This window comes from Vibrio sp. KUL80 (assembly GCF_059725495.1).
Window position 1 is genome coordinate 1021814 of record NZ_AP045842.1, and the last position, 19115, is coordinate 1040928.

The window sequence follows — 19115 nt, forward strand, 5'->3', positions numbered from 1 at the left end:
TTTTTTTCGTTTTTGAGACAAACACGAAACAGTTACTAATATAGTTTTAATTGGTGAACTAATCTGTTACACAGGATGTTGGCAGGAAGTAGAGCTCACTTTTAAAACAAGCAAAAGAATAGGTGAGCAATCAAAGGAATTCACATGCGTCTGTTGTGCTGTCGGACGGTTCAAGGAGTAGAACATGAGTGTGTTTACATTACATGGCTTAGCGCAAGTTTCAGGTACATTAGTTGTTGATGCCAACGGGCAGTTGGTGGTTCTTCCTCTAGGAGCAGATCCTCGACCTGGTGATGTGGTTATCCGCGTCCTCGATAATGAAGAGGTCGGAGATGAGTTAAACATCGAACTTATCCGACAAGACGGGCAAAGCCAAGAGATCACTATTGACGATTCTGATGCTGAGGCGATCATTGCTGCGATTGAAGAGGGCGATGACCCGACACAAAACGAAGAACAAGCCACTGCAGCGGGCGAAAATAGTGGTTCTAGTCCTATTGCTACTGGCTCCATAGCCCGAACTGATGCACAAATCATTGCGTCTACCAACTTCGATACGTCTGGTCTTGAGGCGCAAGGGCTGTCAGCAACACAATCCCTCACACTACTCCAGTTGACGTTTAACAGCTCTCCGGTTGCTTTTGGTTCGATTAGAAATTTCGACGAAGACTCGCAAGATAACGCTTTGGGTTTATCCGTCCCCACAGATGCCAACAATGATACTTTGATCATCACTGTAACAGAGCTCCCAGACTTGGGAATGGTGACCGACTCTGATGGAAACCCACTCTCCATTGGAGACCAATTAACCGTCGATGAATTCGCTTCTTTACAATACGACGCCCCTAGTGAAGTCCCTATTACTTCAGAGGAACCAACCGCATCTGAAAGTGCAGGCCTCTTCTCATACCAGGTTGATGACCAGCAAGGCCAACCTAATTCTGTTCAATCGGGTTCTGTCCAAATTACATTAAATGAGATAAACGATGCTCCGGTCGCTGAAGATGGAGAAGCATCGACCGATGAGGATACCTCTCTTTCTAGTCGCGTACCGGAGGCGTCAGACATAGACGGTACAATAGCGTCTTATGCACTCGAAGAGGATATCCCTGAAGGAAAGGGTAATCTTATATTTAGCGAAGATGGTAGTTACACGTTCAATCCGGGTGAGGACTTCCAGAACCTTACTGATGGTGAGTCAGAAAACATAACATTCACTTACATTGCGATTGACGATGACGGTCAAGTTAGTGAGCCACAGACTGTTACTATAACGGTCACTGGTGTTAACGATCGCCCTATAGCAAGCCCTTCAATTGAAATGACCGACGAAGACACCTCTATAAGTCGCAGCGTATCTGAAGCAACCGACATTGATGGTACGGTCGCACTTTATGAACTTCAGGATGATGTCCCTGAAGGCAAAGGTAGTTTGGTCTTTAACTCAGATGGCTCTTACACATTTAATCCCGGTTCAGATTTTCAAGGGTTGAATCAGGGGGAGTCGGAAAATGTGGCTTTCACATTTATTGCCAGAGACGATGAAGGTTTAGCGAGTGACCCCCAAACTGTGACCATTACAGTCACGGGTGTTAACGACCGACCAGTAGCCATACTAAGCGATGAGATCACGGACGAGGATACATCAATTACTCGGAGCGTTCCTGACGCCAATGACGTTGATGGAACAGTGGTGTCTTATGCTCTACAGGATGATGTTCCAGAAGGCAAAGGTAATCTTGTATTTAATGGAAATGGGTCATATACGTTTAATCCTGGTGACGACTTCCAAGATCTTACCGAAGGTGAATTAGAAGACGTAACTTTTACATATTTTGCTATTGATGAAGCGGGATTAACAAGTGAACTACAGACGATAACCATCACTGTTTCAGGTAGCAATGACCGCCCAGTTGCACTGCCAGCGGATGAAATGACTGACGAAGATACATCCATTACCCGAAATGTGCCGGAGGCGAGCGATATCGATGGTAGTGTTGCATCATTTGATCTACAAACCGATGTGCCAGATGGAAAAGGGACACTTACATTTAGTACCGATGGTTCTTATATCTATGATCCTAGTGAGGATTTCCAGAGTCTCACGGAAGGAGAATCGGAAGACGTGACCTTTACCTACATTGCCGTGGATAACGAAGGTCTGACGAGTGAGCCGCAGACTGTCACTATTACAGTGATGGGTACCAATGATCGCCCAGTGGCGTTGCCAGCCGACGAGATGACCGACGAAGATACGTCAATCACTCGTGATGTCCCGGCTGCCTCGGACGTTGATGGCACGATAGCATCTTACAACCTTCAAACAGACGTCCCAGACGGCAAGGGGTCGTTGACGTTTAACTCTGACGGCTCTTACACCTTTAACCCAGGTGAGGACTTCCAATCATTGACTGATGGTGAGTCCGAAGATGTGACCTTTACATACATTGCCGTGGATAACGAAGGTCTGGCGAGTGAGCCACAGACCGTGATCATCACAGTAACCGGCACCAATGATCGTCCAGTGGCGTTGCCAGCTGACGAGATGACCGACGAAGATACGTCGATCACGCGTAACGTTCCAGATGCGAGCGATGTCGATGGCACTGTTGCGTCTTACAACCTTCAAACGGACGTCCCAGACGGTAAGGGGTCGTTGACGTTCAATTCTGACGGCTCTTACACCTTTAACCCAGGTGAGGACTTCCAAGACCTGACGGATGGTGAGTCCGAAGAGGTGACCTTTACATACATTGCCGTGGATAACGAAGGTCTGGCGAGTGAGCCACAGACCGTGACCATCACAGTGACGGGTACCAATGATCGTCCAGTGGCGTTACCAGCAGACGAGATGACCGACGAAGATACGTCAATCACTCGTGATGTTCCGGCAGCTTCAGATGTCGATGGCACGATAGCGTCTTACAACCTTCAAACGGACGTGCCGGACGGCAAGGGATCGTTGACGTTCAATTCTGACGGCTCTTATACCTTTAACCCAGCTGAGGACTTCCAAGACCTGACGGATGGTGAGTCGGAAGAGGTGACCTTTACATACATTGCCGTTGATAACGAAGGTTTGGCGAGTGAGCCACAGACCGTGACCATCACAGTAACGGGCACCAATGATCGTCCAGTGGCGTTGCCAGCGGATGAGATGACCGACGAAGATACGTCAATCACTCGCGATGTTCCGGCAGCTTCAGATGTTGATGGCACCATTGCCTCTTACACGCTTCAAACAGACGTCCCAGATGGGAAGGGGTCATTGACGTTTAATTCTGACGGCTCATACACCTTTAATCCAGGTGAGGACTTCCAAGCTCTGACGGATGGCGAGTCAGAAGAGGTGACCTTTACATACATTGCGATAGATAACGAGGGTTTGGCGAGTGAGCCGCAGACTGTCACTATTACAGTGACCGGCACCAATGATCGTCCAGTGGCGTTGCCAGCCGATGAGATGACCGACGAAGACACCTCGATCACTCGCAGCGTTCCAGATGCGAGCGATGTCGATGGCACTGTTGCGTCTTACAACCTTCAAACGGACGTGCCGGATGGTAAGGGTACGCTGACGTTTAACCCTGACGGCTCATACACCTTTAACCCAGGTGAGGACTTCCAAGCTCTGACGGATGGTGAGTCCGAAGAGGTGACTTTCACGTACATTGCCGTGGATAACGAAGGTCTGGCGAGTAAGCCACAGACTGTCACCATTAGAGTAACGGGTACCAATGATCGTCCAGTGGCGTTGCCAGCGGATGAGATGACCGACGAAGACACGTCGATCACGCGTAACGTTCCAGATGCGAGCGATGTTGATGGCACCATTGCGTCTTACAATCTTCAAAATGATGTGCCAGATGGCAAGGGCACGTTGTCGTTTAACCCTGATGGGTCCTATACATTCGATCCTGGTCAGGACTTCCAAGCTCTGACCGATGGTGAATCCGAAGACGTGACGTTCACGTACACCACAACGGATAACGAAGGTCTGGTAAGTGCACCGCAAACAGTGACCATCACGGTAACCGGCACTAATGATCGTCCAGTGGCGTTGCCAGCAGACGAGATGACCGATGAAGACACGTCGATCACGCGTAACGTTCCAGATGCGAGCGATGTCGATGGCACTGTTGCGTCTTACAACCTTCAAACGGATGTCCCAGACGGCAAGGGGTCGTTGACGTTTAACTCTGACGGCTCTTACACCTTTAACCCAGGTGAGGACTTCCAAGACCTGACTGATGGTGAGTCCGAAGAGGTGAGCTTTACATACATTGCCGTGGATAACGAAGGTCTGGCGAGTGAGCCACAGACCGTGACCATCACGGTAACCGGCACCAATGATCGTCCAGTGGCGTTGCCAGCCGATGAGATGACCGACGAAGACACGTCGATCACGCGTAACGTTCCAGATGCGAGCGATGTCGATGGCACTGTTGCGTCTTACAACCTTCAAACGGACGTCCCAGACGGTAAGGGGTCGTTGACGTTCAATTCTGACGGCTCTTACACCTTTAACCCAGGTGAGGACTTCCAAGACCTGACGGATGGTGAGTCCGAAGAGGTGACCTTTACATACATTGCCGTGGATAACGAAGGTCTGGCGAGTGAGCCACAAACCGTGACCATCACAGTGACGGGTACCAATGATCGTCCAGTGGCGTTACCAGCAGACGAGATGACCGACGAAGATACGTCAATCACTCGTGATGTTCCGGCAGCTTCAGATGTCGATGGCACGATAGCGTCTTACAACCTTCAAACGGACGTGCCGGACGGCAAGGGATCGTTGACGTTCAATTCTGACGGCTCTTATACCTTTAACCCAGCTGAGGACTTCCAAGACCTGACGGATGGTGAGTCGGAAGACGTGACCTTTACATACATTGCCGTTGATAACGAAGGTTTGGCGAGTGAGCCACAGACCGTGACCATCACAGTAACGGGCACCAATGATCGTCCAGTGGCGTTGCCAGCGGATGAGATGACCGACGAAGATACGTCAATCACTCGCGATGTTCCGGCAGCTTCAGATGTTGATGGCACCATTGCCTCTTACACGCTTCAAACAGACGTCCCAGATGGGAAGGGGTCATTGACGTTTAATTCTGACGGCTCATACACCTTTAATCCAGGTGAGGACTTCCAAGCTCTGACGGATGGCGAGTCAGAAGAGGTGACCTTTACATACATTGCGATAGATAACGAGGGTTTGGCGAGTGAGCCGCAGACTGTCACCATTACAGTGACCGGCACCAATGATCGTCCAGTGGCGTTGCCAGCGGATGAGATGACCGACGAAGACACGTCGATCACGCGTAACGTTCCAGATGCGAGCGATGTTGATGGCACCATTGCGTCTTACAATCTTCAAAATGATGTGCCAGATGGCAAGGGCACGTTGTCGTTTAACCCTGATGGGTCCTATACATTCGATCCTGGTCAGGACTTCCAAGCTCTGACCGATGGTGAATCCGAAGACGTGACGTTCACGTACACCACAACGGATAACGAAGGTCTGGTAAGTGCACCGCAAACAGTGACCATCACGGTAACCGGCACTAATGATCGTCCAGTGGCGTTGCCAGCAGACGAGATGACCGATGAAGACACGTCGATCACGCGTAACGTTCCAGATGCGAGCGATGTCGATGGCACTGTTGCGTCTTACAACCTTCAAACGGATGTCCCAGACGGCAAGGGGTCGTTGACGTTTAACTCTGACGGCTCTTACACCTTTAACCCAGGTGAGGACTTCCAAGACCTGACTGATGGTGAGTCCGAAGACGTGACCTTCACGTACATTGCCGTGGATAACGAAGGTCTGGCGAGTGAGCCACAGACCGTGACCATCACGGTAACCGGCACCAATGATCGTCCAGTGGCGTTGCCGGCAGACGAGATGACCGACGAAGACACCTCGATCACGCGTAACGTTCCAGATGCGAGCGATGTCGATGGCACTGTTGCGTCTTACAACCTTCAAACGGACGTCCCAGACGGTAAGGGGTCGTTGACGTTCAATTCTGACGGCTCTTACACCTTTAACCCAGGTGAGGACTTCCAAGACCTGACGGATGGTGAGTCCGAAGAGGTGACCTTTACATACATTGCCGTGGATAACGAAGGTCTGGCGAGTGAGCCACAAACCGTGACCATCACAGTGACGGGTACCAATGATCGTCCAGTGGCGTTACCAGCAGACGAGATGACCGACGAAGATACGTCAATCACTCGTGATGTTCCGGCAGCTTCAGATGTCGATGGCACGATAGCGTCTTACAACCTTCAAACGGACGTGCCGGACGGCAAGGGATCGTTGACGTTCAATTCTGACGGCTCTTATACCTTTAACCCAGCTGAGGACTTCCAAGACCTGACGGATGGTGAGTCGGAAGAGGTGACCTTTACATACATTGCCGTTGATAACGAAGGTTTGGCGAGTGAGCCACAGACCGTGACCATCACAGTAACGGGCACCAATGATCGTCCAGTGGCGTTGCCAGCGGATGAGATGACCGACGAAGATACGTCAATCACTCGCGATGTTCCGGCAGCTTCAGATGTTGATGGCACCATTGCCTCTTACACGCTTCAAACAGACGTCCCAGATGGGAAGGGGTCATTGACGTTTAATTCTGACGGCTCATACACCTTTAATCCAGGTGAGGACTTCCAAGCTCTGACGGATGGCGAGTCAGAAGAGGTGACCTTTACATACATTGCGATAGATAACGAGGGTTTGGCGAGTGAGCCGCAGACTGTCACCATTACAGTGACCGGCACCAATGATCGTCCAGTGGCGTTGCCAGCGGATGAGATGACCGACGAAGACACGTCGATCACGCGTAACGTTCCAGATGCGAGCGATGTTGATGGCACCATTGCGTCTTACAATCTTCAAAATGATGTGCCAGATGGCAAGGGCACGTTGTCGTTTAACCCTGATGGGTCCTATACATTCGATCCTGGTCAGGACTTCCAAGCTCTGACTGATGGTGAATCCGAAGACGTGACGTTCACGTACACCACAACGGATAACGAAGGTCTGGTAAGTGCACCGCAAACAGTGACCATCACGGTAACCGGCACTAATGATCGTCCAGTGGCGTTGCCAGCAGACGAGATGACCGATGAAGACACGTCGATCACGCGTAACGTTCCAGATGCGAGCGATGTCGATGGCACTGTTGCGTCTTACAACCTTCAAACGGATGTCCCAGACGGCAAGGGGTCGTTGACGTTTAACTCTGACGGCTCTTACACCTTTAACCCAGGTGAGGACTTCCAAGACCTGACTGATGGTGAGTCCGAAGACGTGACCTTCACGTACATTGCCGTGGATAACGAAGGTCTGGCGAGTGAGCCACAGACCGTGACCATCACGGTAACCGGCACCAATGATCGTCCAGTGGCGTTGCCAGCTGACGAGATGACCGACGAAGATACGTCGATCACGCGTAACGTTCCAGATGCGAGCGATGTCGATGGCACTGTTGCGTCTTACAACCTTCAAACGGACGTCCCAGACGGTAAGGGGTCGTTGACGTTCAATTCTGACGGCTCTTACACCTTTAACCCAGGTGAGGACTTCCAAGACCTGACGGATGGTGAGTCCGAAGAGGTGACCTTTACATACATTGCCGTGGATAACGAAGGTCTGGCGAGTGAGCCACAGACCGTGACCATCACAGTGACGGGTACCAATGATCGTCCAGTGGCGTTGCCAGCCGATGAGATGACCGACGAAGATACGTCAATCACTCGTGATGTTCCGGCAGCTTCAGATGTCGATGGCACGATAGCGTCTTACAACCTTCAAACGGACGTGCCGGACGGCAAGGGATCGTTGACGTTCAATTCTGACGGCTCTTATACCTTTAACCCAGCTGAGGACTTCCAAGACCTGACGGATGGTGAGTCGGAAGAGGTGACCTTTACATACATTGCCGTTGATAACGAAGGTTTGGCGAGTGAGCCACAGACCGTGACCATCACAGTAACGGGCACCAATGATCGTCCAGTGGCGTTGCCAGCGGATGAGATGACCGACGAAGATACGTCAATCACTCGCGATGTTCCGGCAGCTTCAGATGTTGATGGCACCATTGCCTCTTACACGCTTCAAACAGACGTCCCAGATGGGAAGGGGTCATTGACGTTTAATTCTGACGGCTCATACACCTTTAATCCAGGTGAGGACTTCCAAGCTCTGACGGATGGCGAGTCAGAAGAGGTGACCTTTACATACATTGCGATAGATAACGAGGGTTTGGCGAGTGAGCCGCAGACTGTCACCATTACAGTGACCGGCACCAATGATCGTCCAGTGGCGTTGCCAGCCGATGAGATGACCGACGAAGACACCTCGATCACTCGCAGCGTTCCAGATGCGAGCGATGTCGATGGCACTGTTGCGTCTTACAACCTTCAAACGGACGTGCCGGATGGTAAGGGTACGCTGACGTTTAACCCTGACGGCTCATACACCTTTAACCCAGGTGAGGACTTCAAGCTCTGACGGATGGTGAGTCCGAAGAGGTGACTTTCACGTACATTGCCGTGGATAACGAAGGTCTGGCGAGTAAGCCACAGACTGTCACCATTAGAGTAACGGGTACCAATGATCGTCCAGTGGCGTTGCCAGCGGATGAGATGACCGACGAAGACACGTCGATCACGCGTAACGTTCCAGATGCGAGCGATGTTGATGGCACCATTGCGTCTTACAATCTTCAAAATGATGTGCCAGATGGCAAGGGCACGTTGTCGTTTAACCCTGATGGGTCCTATACATTCGATCCTGGTCAGGACTTCCAAGCTCTGACCGATGGTGAATCCGAAGACGTGACGTTCACGTACACCACAACGGATAACGAAGGTCTGGTAAGTGCACCGCAAACAGTGACCATCACGGTAACCGGCACTAATGATCGTCCAGTGGCGTTGCCAGCAGACGAGATGACCGATGAAGACACGTCGATCACGCGTAACGTTCCAGATGCGAGCGATGTCGATGGCACTGTTGCGTCTTACAACCTTCAAACGGATGTCCCAGACGGCAAGGGGTCGTTGACGTTTAACTCTGACGGCTCTTACACCTTTAACCCAGGTGAGGACTTCCAAGACCTGACTGATGGTGAGTCCGAAGACGTGACCTTCACGTACATTGCCGTGGATAACGAAGGTCTGGCGAGTGAGCCACAGACCGTGACCATCACGGTAACCGGCACCAATGATCGTCCAGTGGCGTTGCCAGCCGATGAGATGACCGACGAAGACACGTCGATCACGCGTAACGTTCCAGATGCGAGCGATGTCGATGGCACTGTTGCGTCTTACAACCTTCAAACGGACGTCCCAGACGGTAAGGGGTCGTTGACGTTCAATTCTGACGGCTCTTACACCTTTAACCCAGGTGAGGACTTCCAAGACCTGACGGATGGTGAGTCCGAAGAGGTGACCTTTACATACATTGCCGTGGATAACGAAGGTCTGGCGAGTGAGCCACAGACCGTGACCATCACAGTGACGGGTACCAATGATCGTCCAGTGGCGTTACCAGCAGACGAGATGACCGACGAAGATACGTCAATCACTCGTGATGTTCCGGCAGCTTCAGATGTCGATGGCACGATAGCGTCTTACAACCTTCAAACGGACGTGCCGGACGGCAAGGGATCGTTGACGTTCAATTCTGACGGCTCTTATACCTTTAACCCAGCTGAGGACTTCCAAGACCTGACGGATGGTGAGTCGGAAGAGGTGACCTTTACATACATTGCCGTTGATAACGAAGGTTTGGCGAGTGAGCCACAGACCGTGACCATCACAGTAACGGGCACCAATGATCGTCCAGTGGCGTTGCCAGCGGATGAGATGACCGACGAAGATACGTCAATCACTCGCGATGTTCCGGCAGCTTCAGATGTTGATGGCACCATTGCCTCTTACACGCTTCAAACAGACGTCCCAGATGGGAAGGGGTCATTGACGTTTAATTCTGACGGCTCATACACCTTTAATCCAGGTGAGGACTTCCAAGCTCTGACGGATGGCGAGTCAGAAGAGGTGACCTTTACATACATTGCGATAGATAACGAGGGTTTGGCGAGTGAGCCGCAGACTGTCACCATTACAGTGACCGGCACCAATGATCGTCCAGTGGCGTTGCCAGCCGATGAGATGACCGACGAAGACACCTCGATCACTCGCAGCGTTCCAGATGCGAGCGATGTCGATGGCACTGTTGCGTCTTACAACCTTCAAACGGACGTGCCGGATGGTAAGGGTACGCTGACGTTTAACCCTGACGGCTCATACACCTTTAACCCAGGTGAGGACTTCCAAGCTCTGACGGATGGTGAGTCCGAAGAGGTGACTTTCACGTACATTGCCGTGGATAACGAAGGTCTGGCGAGTAAGCCACAGACTGTCACCATTAGAGTAACGGGTACCAATGATCGTCCAGTGGCGTTGCCAGCGGATGAGATGACCGACGAAGACACGTCGATCACGCGTAACGTTCCAGATGCGAGCGATGTTGATGGCACCATTGCGTCTTACAATCTTCAAAATGATGTGCCAGATGGCAAGGGCACGTTGTCGTTTAACCCTGATGGGTCCTATACATTCGATCCTGGTCAGGACTTCCAAGCTCTGACTGATGGTGAATCCGAAGACGTGACGTTCACGTACACCACAACGGATAACGAAGGTCTGGTAAGTGCACCGCAAACAGTGACCATCACGGTAACCGGCACTAATGATCGTCCAGTGGCGTTGCCAGCAGACGAGATGACCGATGAAGACACGTCGATCACGCGTAACGTTCCAGATGCGAGCGATGTCGATGGCACTGTTGCGTCTTACAACCTTCAAACGGATGTCCCAGACGGCAAGGGGTCGTTGACGTTTAACTCTGACGGCTCTTACACCTTTAACCCAGGTGAGGACTTCCAAGACCTGACTGATGGTGAGTCCGAAGAGGTGAGCTTTACATACATTGCCGTGGATAACGAAGGTCTGGCGAGTGAGCCACAGACCGTGACCATCACGGTAACCGGCACCAATGATCGTCCAGTGGCGTTGCCAGCCGATGAGATGACCGACGAAGACACGTCGATCACGCGTAACGTTCCAGATGCGAGCGATGTCGATGGCACCATTGCGTTTTACTATCTCCAAACGGACGTCCCAGATGGTAAGGGCACGCTGACGTTTAACCCTGATGGCTCATACACATTCGATCCAGGTACAGACTTCCAAAGCTTAGCTGCGGGTGAGTCGGAGCTCGTTAATTTTACTTACTATGCGACTGATAACGAAGGTCAACAAAGTGAAGCTCAGACAGTCACAATAACCGTCACCGGTTTAAACGATAATCCTGAATCAGAAGACTTTGAGATTACCGTAACGAATGGCTCTCCAACCCCCGTAATTTTTGATACAGGAGAGGGGGACATTTCAGGACCTGGTACTGACCATATATCTGACATAGAAGATGACGCAGATGGTACGCAACTAGAGGTGACGATTACCGAACTTCCTGTCAGCGGAACACTGTTCTACAACGGTATTGCAATCACTCAGACTAATGTCGATAAAGAAGATACCTTTGATCCGACTCTGATCACCTACCAACCAGATTCTAATGCTCGAGGCTTCGTACTGGGTACCAAGGTGATACCAACCGATAGTGATTTAGAGAGTACTAAGGATGAGTTCTACAACTGGGGTGAAAAAGTTGATGGCAAGAACCGCGTCCTAGAGTTGGAAAATGGTGACTCTATAGCTATAAGTTCGAACAGAGGCAACCTGACTCAATACCGTGGTGATGTGCAAGATAATCATGTGGGGCATGGTTTAGGGATTGGTGGTGGTCAAGGTATCAACAAAGGTGAAGAACTCACCATTGACTTCTCTGAGCGCCCTGCAACCCACATTAATCTTGGCCTCGATGGTATGGGCGGCTACTTCTACAGTGGGCTAAACGACGACAATGAGTCTGCTGTGACGATTCAAGTAACACTCAGCAATGGCGACGTGGTTGATTATGTCCCAGACGTGCAGAAAGATACATCAGGTAACAATAATCTGTTCCATGAGATCAGTTTCTCTGTAGATGACCTAACAGGTGTTGATGAAGGGGTACTCATTGCGGGTGTAACCGTTGGGACCGATGGACCTGGTAACTGGGAGCTTCGTTACATCGAAACTGCACTCAACGACAGCTTCAAATACAAGGCTGTAGATAGTGACGATGGAGAGAGCCAAGAGTCTGTTGTGACGATTGTCGACCAACGTGATAACAACATGCCACCAACACTGGACCTAGATCTCAGCGAAGAAGGCACGGGCTATGAAGCTCTGTTTGTTGAAGGCGATGCGCCAATCAACGTGGTCGATGATGACATCACCATTTTTGATGAAAACAATGTTATCGGCTCTGCCGAAATCTTGTTCACGAACCCGAAAGACGGAGATACTTTCGAGATTGCTAGTTTACAAGATGGCGATTTCTTACTTAGCGGCCTCCAATATGGTTACGAGGTTATCGATGAGGGATTACCAACGGAATCGATTAAGATAACGCTAACAGGAGAGGCGACCCCTGCGGACTATGAAGCAGCCATTCAGCTGATTAAGTTTGAAAACTCGAGTCAAAATCCAGACCAAACAAGTCGAGTTATCGAGATCACTACATTTGACGATCAGTCGCTTCCATCAAATACCGCAGTGTCGACGATTGATGTAAGCGCCGTTGCGGATGTTGTTGTTTCGCCAGCAGAAGGTGATGAAGATACTAATATCGGTCTGGCCATTGTATTACCAGCAGGTAGTGATGTATCTAAGGTAGTGATTTCTGGCATTCCGAGTGGAGCTAAGCTCTTTGATGATGGCACAGAGCTGACGTTTACGGGTGATTCTATTGAAGTATTGCCTTCACAACTTGCCAATCTGTCCATTTTGCCACCAGAGAACAGTGACGAAGACTTTGTTTTAACTGTAGATGGTGTAGGTAGTGGCGGTGCTTCCGTTGAAATGCACGACCTTTCGGTCACTGTAAAACCTGTTACCGACATGCCGACGCTAACGGTGTCGGGTGAACAAATCCTGTCGGCAATCAATTTCGAGAACGTCGATTTAGGTAATAGAAGCTGGAAAGGTAATATCGATGGGACTCAGCTTAGTGTCGATACCCCAGATGAGCTCAATCTGGGTGATTGGGGGGTTATTACCGATCGAGGAGAGGTTGGTAAAGAGCGCGTTTATATGGGCAGCGGCGGTGACAACCAGATTTTTGAAATCGAGGGTCGCCGTGGTCAAACTGACTCTCTGTTTACCGAGTTTGATGGAGAGGCAGGTCAGTTTTACGAGTTAAACTTTGATGCTGCAGCTAGACGAAATGACTCGCCAATGGACATCATATTGACGAAAGAGACCTCACCTGGTGTCTGGGAAGACGTTGAGGTGCTGAGATCTTATTCTAACGGTGGGGAGCATGAGCTTGATGTAAGGCAATGGTCTCGTGATGAACAAGTGTTCTTCCAAATTCCTGATGATGGTAACTACAGAGTCGTTTTTGAATCACCAGAACAAAATAGCTACGGTGCTCTTCTAGACAATATCACGTTGTCTGCCACGGAAAATGTAGGCTACGAAGACTCCCGAATTGATCTGAGTGATATTAGTGCGGCTTTAACGGATGTAGACGGTTCAGAATCGTTGACCCTGCAACTTTCTGGTCTTCCCGATGGGGCTACCCTTTGGTTGGATGGCAGTGAACTAACTGTCACCGGTGGCGTTGCAGAGCTGCCTACGGACGTTAGTTTGGAGAACCTTCAGGTAGTAGTGGCCGATCCAAATACGTACACGCTGACCGTCACAGCTACTTCATCTGAGGGAGATACAGAGCATCCAGTAGCTGACAAGTCCGTCGTTAAAACCATCAACCTCATTGTTCTAGATGTGAATGAAGCGAACAACACCCCACCGGAAGTTGTAGATTTTGATGTATTCGCGGGAGATGACACGATACCGCTGCATTTCGCGGATTTTGCAACTGACATCGAGGATGATGTAAACAGCGACAAAGACACCTTAGTTGAAATCACTGAATTACCACAGTTCGGGGAGCTCTACGTTGACGTTAATAATGGTGATGGTCGATTGTACCTTGAAGTTGGGGATACCGTTTTGGATAAAACAGTGATCCAATACGAGCTCAACAATGGTTTCTCTGCAAATGAAGATGGTTTCGATCCGAGTCTTTCTGCCTTACTCGAGCAAAACATTGAGATTACTGGTGGTATTTATACCGGAGTTCGCCCCGACCCTGACTCAATCTCAGCAGATCAGCTAGCAAACATCGCTTACGATGACAATGGCAACGACAAACATAGCGGTTTCTTTACTCAACAAACCGGTCAAAATGGGCAAGATAACGAAAACGGTAATGGTCGTAACACGGATGAAGGCGAGTATATTGCGGTGCGCTATACGGCTGGGAGTATGACACATGCCAAGGTTACTCTGGCGAGCCTGACTGGCAATATCGTTCAAGGCAATGGAAATGCGCAGGCAGCGGTAATTACTGCCTTCTTGTATCTTAATGGAGCCTATGTCGGTGCCCAGCAGCTTGACCCTGATACCGACTTGCATCCAGCCTCAGGCAACAGCTCTAAAGTCGCGACAATGGATATTCAATCTGAACAGCCTTTTGATGAGGTCAGGGTTGTGTTGACGAATGAAAACGGCAAAGGGTTTGTTCTACAAGGCTTTGAGGCAGTAGATACAGATGTTACCGATAGCTTCAAATATGAAGCGGTTGACGATGACGGCGCGCGAAGCAGTAGTGACGCTACGGTAACCATCAACATTTCACCTGAGGGTAACTTCACCGACTCTAATCACGATGAAGATTACGACTTCGCTGCGCAGGGCACAGAAACTTCTTACCTATACGGTACAGAAGGGGATGACTTGCTCATAGGTGGTGATGGCGATGACCTGCTAATCGGTGGTAAAGGTAGTGATACTCTTACAGGCGGTGAGGGTAACGATACGTTTAAGTGGACCGAAAGTGATTTAGACGGTCATCGTGATGTTATTACTGACTTCTCAAGGGAAAACGGTAACAATGATGTCATTGATCTTAAAGACTTGTTTGAAGAAACAGACTCACTGGATGATCTGCTAGCTGACAATACAATTGTTGTTTCAGAAGACAACGGTAGCACTTTGATTAATGTCGACAAAGGCAATGGAAAGTCGGTAACCATTGAACTTGAAGGTGTTGTTGGTGTTGATAATAATATGCTTAATAACATTTTGATTATTCAAGATAGCTAGTTGATAAGATTAAAAAAAGCGACCTTCTGGGTCGCTTTTTTATTTTCTCTAAGTAGCCTTCTAGAATAAACACAATGGATTAACTAGTGTTTGTCGCCTATTTCGTTCAATTCCTTTTCTAAAATACAATTCCTAAACCATTAACCAAAGTAGGAGCGCCTCCCATAAGACTGAGCTTGGCGGTAGTATCTGTGCCTTGCTATTGAGGTCAGATTCATTCAAGGAAGAGCTTATCCCACCACTAACGAACTAGTATGCGCTCTAATGCCTATGTCGTTAAATTGGAATTGAGTAGAATAAATGAAATCTTAATTTTTCCTTTAACTTCAGAGAGTAACAAAAAAATAAACAAATATGAGCGGAAATCTACGATTCTCGAATATGAGAGACTTAATTTCTTTTTTGAGACACATGATTAATTAGCTTGCCAAAACATACTCAATATTCGAGATGTCTGATATTACCTTTATACAATAAATAAAAATTCAACCTTTTCGCAACGCAGTGTTAACGAATGAGCTAGGTAATATTACAGAGCAACCCGGTCGTTACTGGGTGACTCAAGGAGTCGAACATGAGTGGTTTTTCTTTATTTGGTGCAGTGCAGGTTTCAGGTACGTTAGTGGTGGATGCTCAAGGGAGGCTGACAGTCCTTCCTGAGGGACTAGATCCTCGTCCAGGAGATGTCGTAATCGACATTTTAGAGGATGCAGAAGTCGGTGAGGATGTGAACGTCGTCGTTATTGAAGATGATGGCACAGCGAGAACGCTTGAGATAACAGCATTGGACGCAGACGCGATCATCGCACAGATCGAATCTGGACAAGACCCGACGGATGTTGAAGGTCAAGAGACTGCAGCAGGTGAAGAAAATGGCTCGAGCCCAACCACTACTGGGGTTATTGAGCGTGACGGCACTCAAGTAATTGCGTCTACTCAGTTCGACACGACAGGTTTGGAAGCACAGGGGCTCACAGCTACGCAATCTCTAACGCTGTTGCAGTTTTCGCTGCCGGCTCCCATAGAACCAGTAGGACCCGTTTCAGTCGTTTTGAACGGTCCTGAAAATGTTATTGAAGGCTCTGTTAATAACGAATTTACAGTTGCCCTAGGAGAATCTGCACCTGTTGGTAGTATTGTTAACTTGGTTTACGAATATATTTCCGCTTCAGGGGAAGATATCGTCGAAGTGGCCGAGGCCATTGTTAGTGAGGACGGCGTAACTGCAGCTTTCAATCTCCAAACTATCGATGATAACTTGGCTGAAGGGACAGAGACTTTTGTAATTAGAGTTAGTAGTGTGGTGAACTCCGAGGGTGAGCCTGTTTTTGATGAGCTCGATTTAACCGAAGCGAGTCATCAAGTAACAATAACAGACGAGGACGATCCAGGTGAAGAAGACACAGTTGTCGTAACCCTCGAGGGACCCTCTGATATCGCTGAGGGTGATGTAAGTAATGAATACACCGTCACTTTAAGCAGCCCAGCGCCAGTGGGCACCGTCGTCAACCTCACGTACACCTACACCACGGCGTCGAACGAAGATATCGTTGAGACTACTCAAGCGGTGATTGGGGAGGATGGCAAAACGGCGACGTTCACCATCCAAACTGTGGACGACAACCTAGCTGAAGGCAGTGAAGCGTTCACGGTCAGCGTAGAGAGCGTGGTTGACGGCGATGATAACTCTATCTTTGAATCATTGGACTTAACCAATGCTAGCCTAGACACCACGATTACGGATGAAGAAGACCCAGGCCCAGAGGATACGGTTGCCGTGACCCTCACCGGTCCAAGCAACATTGTAGAAGGTGAGGAGAGTGCCACTTATACGGCCACGCTAAGCAGTCCTGCTCCAGTGGGCACCATCGTGAACCTTACGTACACCTACACCACGGCGTCGAACGAAGACATTGTTGAGACCACCCAAGCGGTGATCGGGGAGGATGGCGAGACGGCGACGTTCACCATCCAAACTGTGGACGACAACCTCGCTGAAGGCAGTGAAGCGTTCACGGTCAGCGTAGAGAGCGTGGTTGACGGCGATGATAACCCTATCTTTGAAGCATTGGACTTAACCAATGCTAGCTTAGACACCACGATTACGGATGAAGAAGACCCAGGCCCAGAGGACACGGTTGCCGTGACTCTCACCGGTCCAAGCAACATTGTAGAAGGTGAGGAGAGTGCCACTTATACGGCCACGCTAAGCAGTCCTGCTCCGGTGGGCACCATCGTCAACCTCACCTACACCTACACCACGGCGTCGAACGAAGACATCGTTGAGACCACCCAAGCGGTGATTGGGGAAGATGGCCAAACGGCGACGTTCACCATCCAAACCGTGGATGACAACCTAGCCGAAGGCAGTGAAGCGTTCACGGTCAGCGTTGAGAGTGTGGTCGATGGCGACGACAACCCGATTTTCGAAGAGCTGGATTTAACCAACGCCAGCCAAGAGACGAGCATCACCGATGAAACGGATCCGGACGACCGAGACGCAGCCGTTGTCACGCTGACCGGTCCAAGCACCATCGTGGAAGGCGAGGAGAGTGCCACTTATACGGCCACGCTAAGCAGTCCTGCTCCGGTGGGCACCATCGTCAACCTCACCTACACCTACACTACAGCGTCCAATGAAGACATCGTTGAAACCACCCAAGCGGTGATTGGGGAAGATGGCCAGACGGCGACGTTCACCATCCAAACCGTGGATGATAACCTGGCTGAAGGCAGCGAAGCGTTCACGGTCAGCGTAGAAAGTGTGGTGGATGGCGACGACAACCCTATTTTCGAAGAGCTGGATTTAACCAACGCCAGCCAAGAGACGAGCATCACCGATGAAACGGATCCGGACGACCGAGACGCAGCTGTCGTCACGCTGACCGGTCCAAGCACCATCGTGGAAGGGGAAGAGAGTACCGACTACACCGTGACCTTGAGCACGCCAGCGCCAGTGGGCACCATCGTGAATCTCACCTACACCTACACTACGGCGTCGAATGAAGACATCGTTGAGACCACCCAAGCAGTGATTGGGGAGGATGGCCAAACGGCGACGTTCACCATCCAAACGGTGGATGACAACCTGGCTGAAGGCAGCGAAGCGTTCACGGTCAGCGTAGAAAGTGTGGTGGATGGCGACGACAACCCTATTTTCGAAGAGCTGGATTTAACCAACGCCAGCCAAGAGACGAGCATCACCGATGAAACGGATCCGGACGACCGAGACGCAGCCGTTGTCACGCTCACTGGCCCAAGCACCATCGTGGAAGGCGAGGAGAGTGCCACTTATACGGCCACGCTAAGCAGTCCTGCTCCGGTGGGCACCATCGTCAACCTCACGTACACCTACACCACGGCGTCGAACGAAGACATCGTTGAGACCACCCAAGCGGTGATTGGGGAAGATGGCCAAACGGCGACGTTCACCATCCAAACCGTGGATGACAACCTGGCTGAAGGCAGTGAAGCGTTCACGGTCAGCGTAGAAAGTGTGGTGGATGGCGACGACAACCCTATTTTCGAAGAGCTGGATTTAACCAACGCCAGCCAAGAGACGAGCATCACCGACGAAACGGATCCGGACGACCGAGACGCAGCCGTTGTCACGCTCACTGGCCCAAGCACCATCGTGGAAGGCGAGGAGAGTGCCACTTATACGGCCACGCTAAGCAGTCCTGCTCCGGTGGGCACCATCGTGAATCCTCACGTACACCTACACCACGGCGTCGAACGAAGACATCGTTGAG

3 protein-coding genes are annotated in these 19115 nt (G+C 50.2%); all 3 read left to right on the forward strand.

Annotated features, from left to right (window positions below):
- Nucleotides 1-184: 184 nt before the first annotated feature.
- The 3 genes from AC6I8U_RS21225 (at nt 185) to AC6I8U_RS21235 (ending at nt 19114) form a co-directional block, all read left to right on the forward strand.
- Nucleotides 185-8530, forward strand: a complete 8346-nt coding sequence (locus AC6I8U_RS21225) for a cadherin-like domain-containing protein (RefSeq protein WP_498018422.1) — start codon at nt 185-187, stop codon at nt 8528-8530.
- A gap of 20 nt (nt 8531-8550) precedes the next feature.
- Nucleotides 8551-15363 carry a cadherin-like domain-containing protein gene (locus AC6I8U_RS21230; RefSeq protein ID WP_498018423.1) on the forward strand — a complete coding sequence of 2271 codons (6813 nt, stop codon included), beginning with the start codon at nt 8551-8553 and terminating at the stop codon, nt 15361-15363.
- A gap of 574 nt (nt 15364-15937) precedes the next feature.
- Nucleotides 15938-19114: a Calx-beta domain-containing protein gene (locus AC6I8U_RS21235; protein WP_498018424.1), complete on the forward strand. Its 3177-nt coding sequence runs from the start codon at nt 15938-15940 to the stop codon at nt 19112-19114.
- Nucleotide 19115 lies beyond the last annotated feature (1 nt).

What these genes read in the sequence shown, in the direction of transcription:
- AC6I8U_RS21225 (WP_498018422.1), top strand. Translation starts at nt 185, where the DNA reads ATGAGTGTGTTTACATTACATGGCTTAGCGCAAGTTTCAGGTACATTA.
- AC6I8U_RS21235 (WP_498018424.1), top strand. Translation starts at nt 15,938, where the DNA reads ATGAGTGGTTTTTCTTTATTTGGTGCAGTGCAGGTTTCAGGTACGTTA.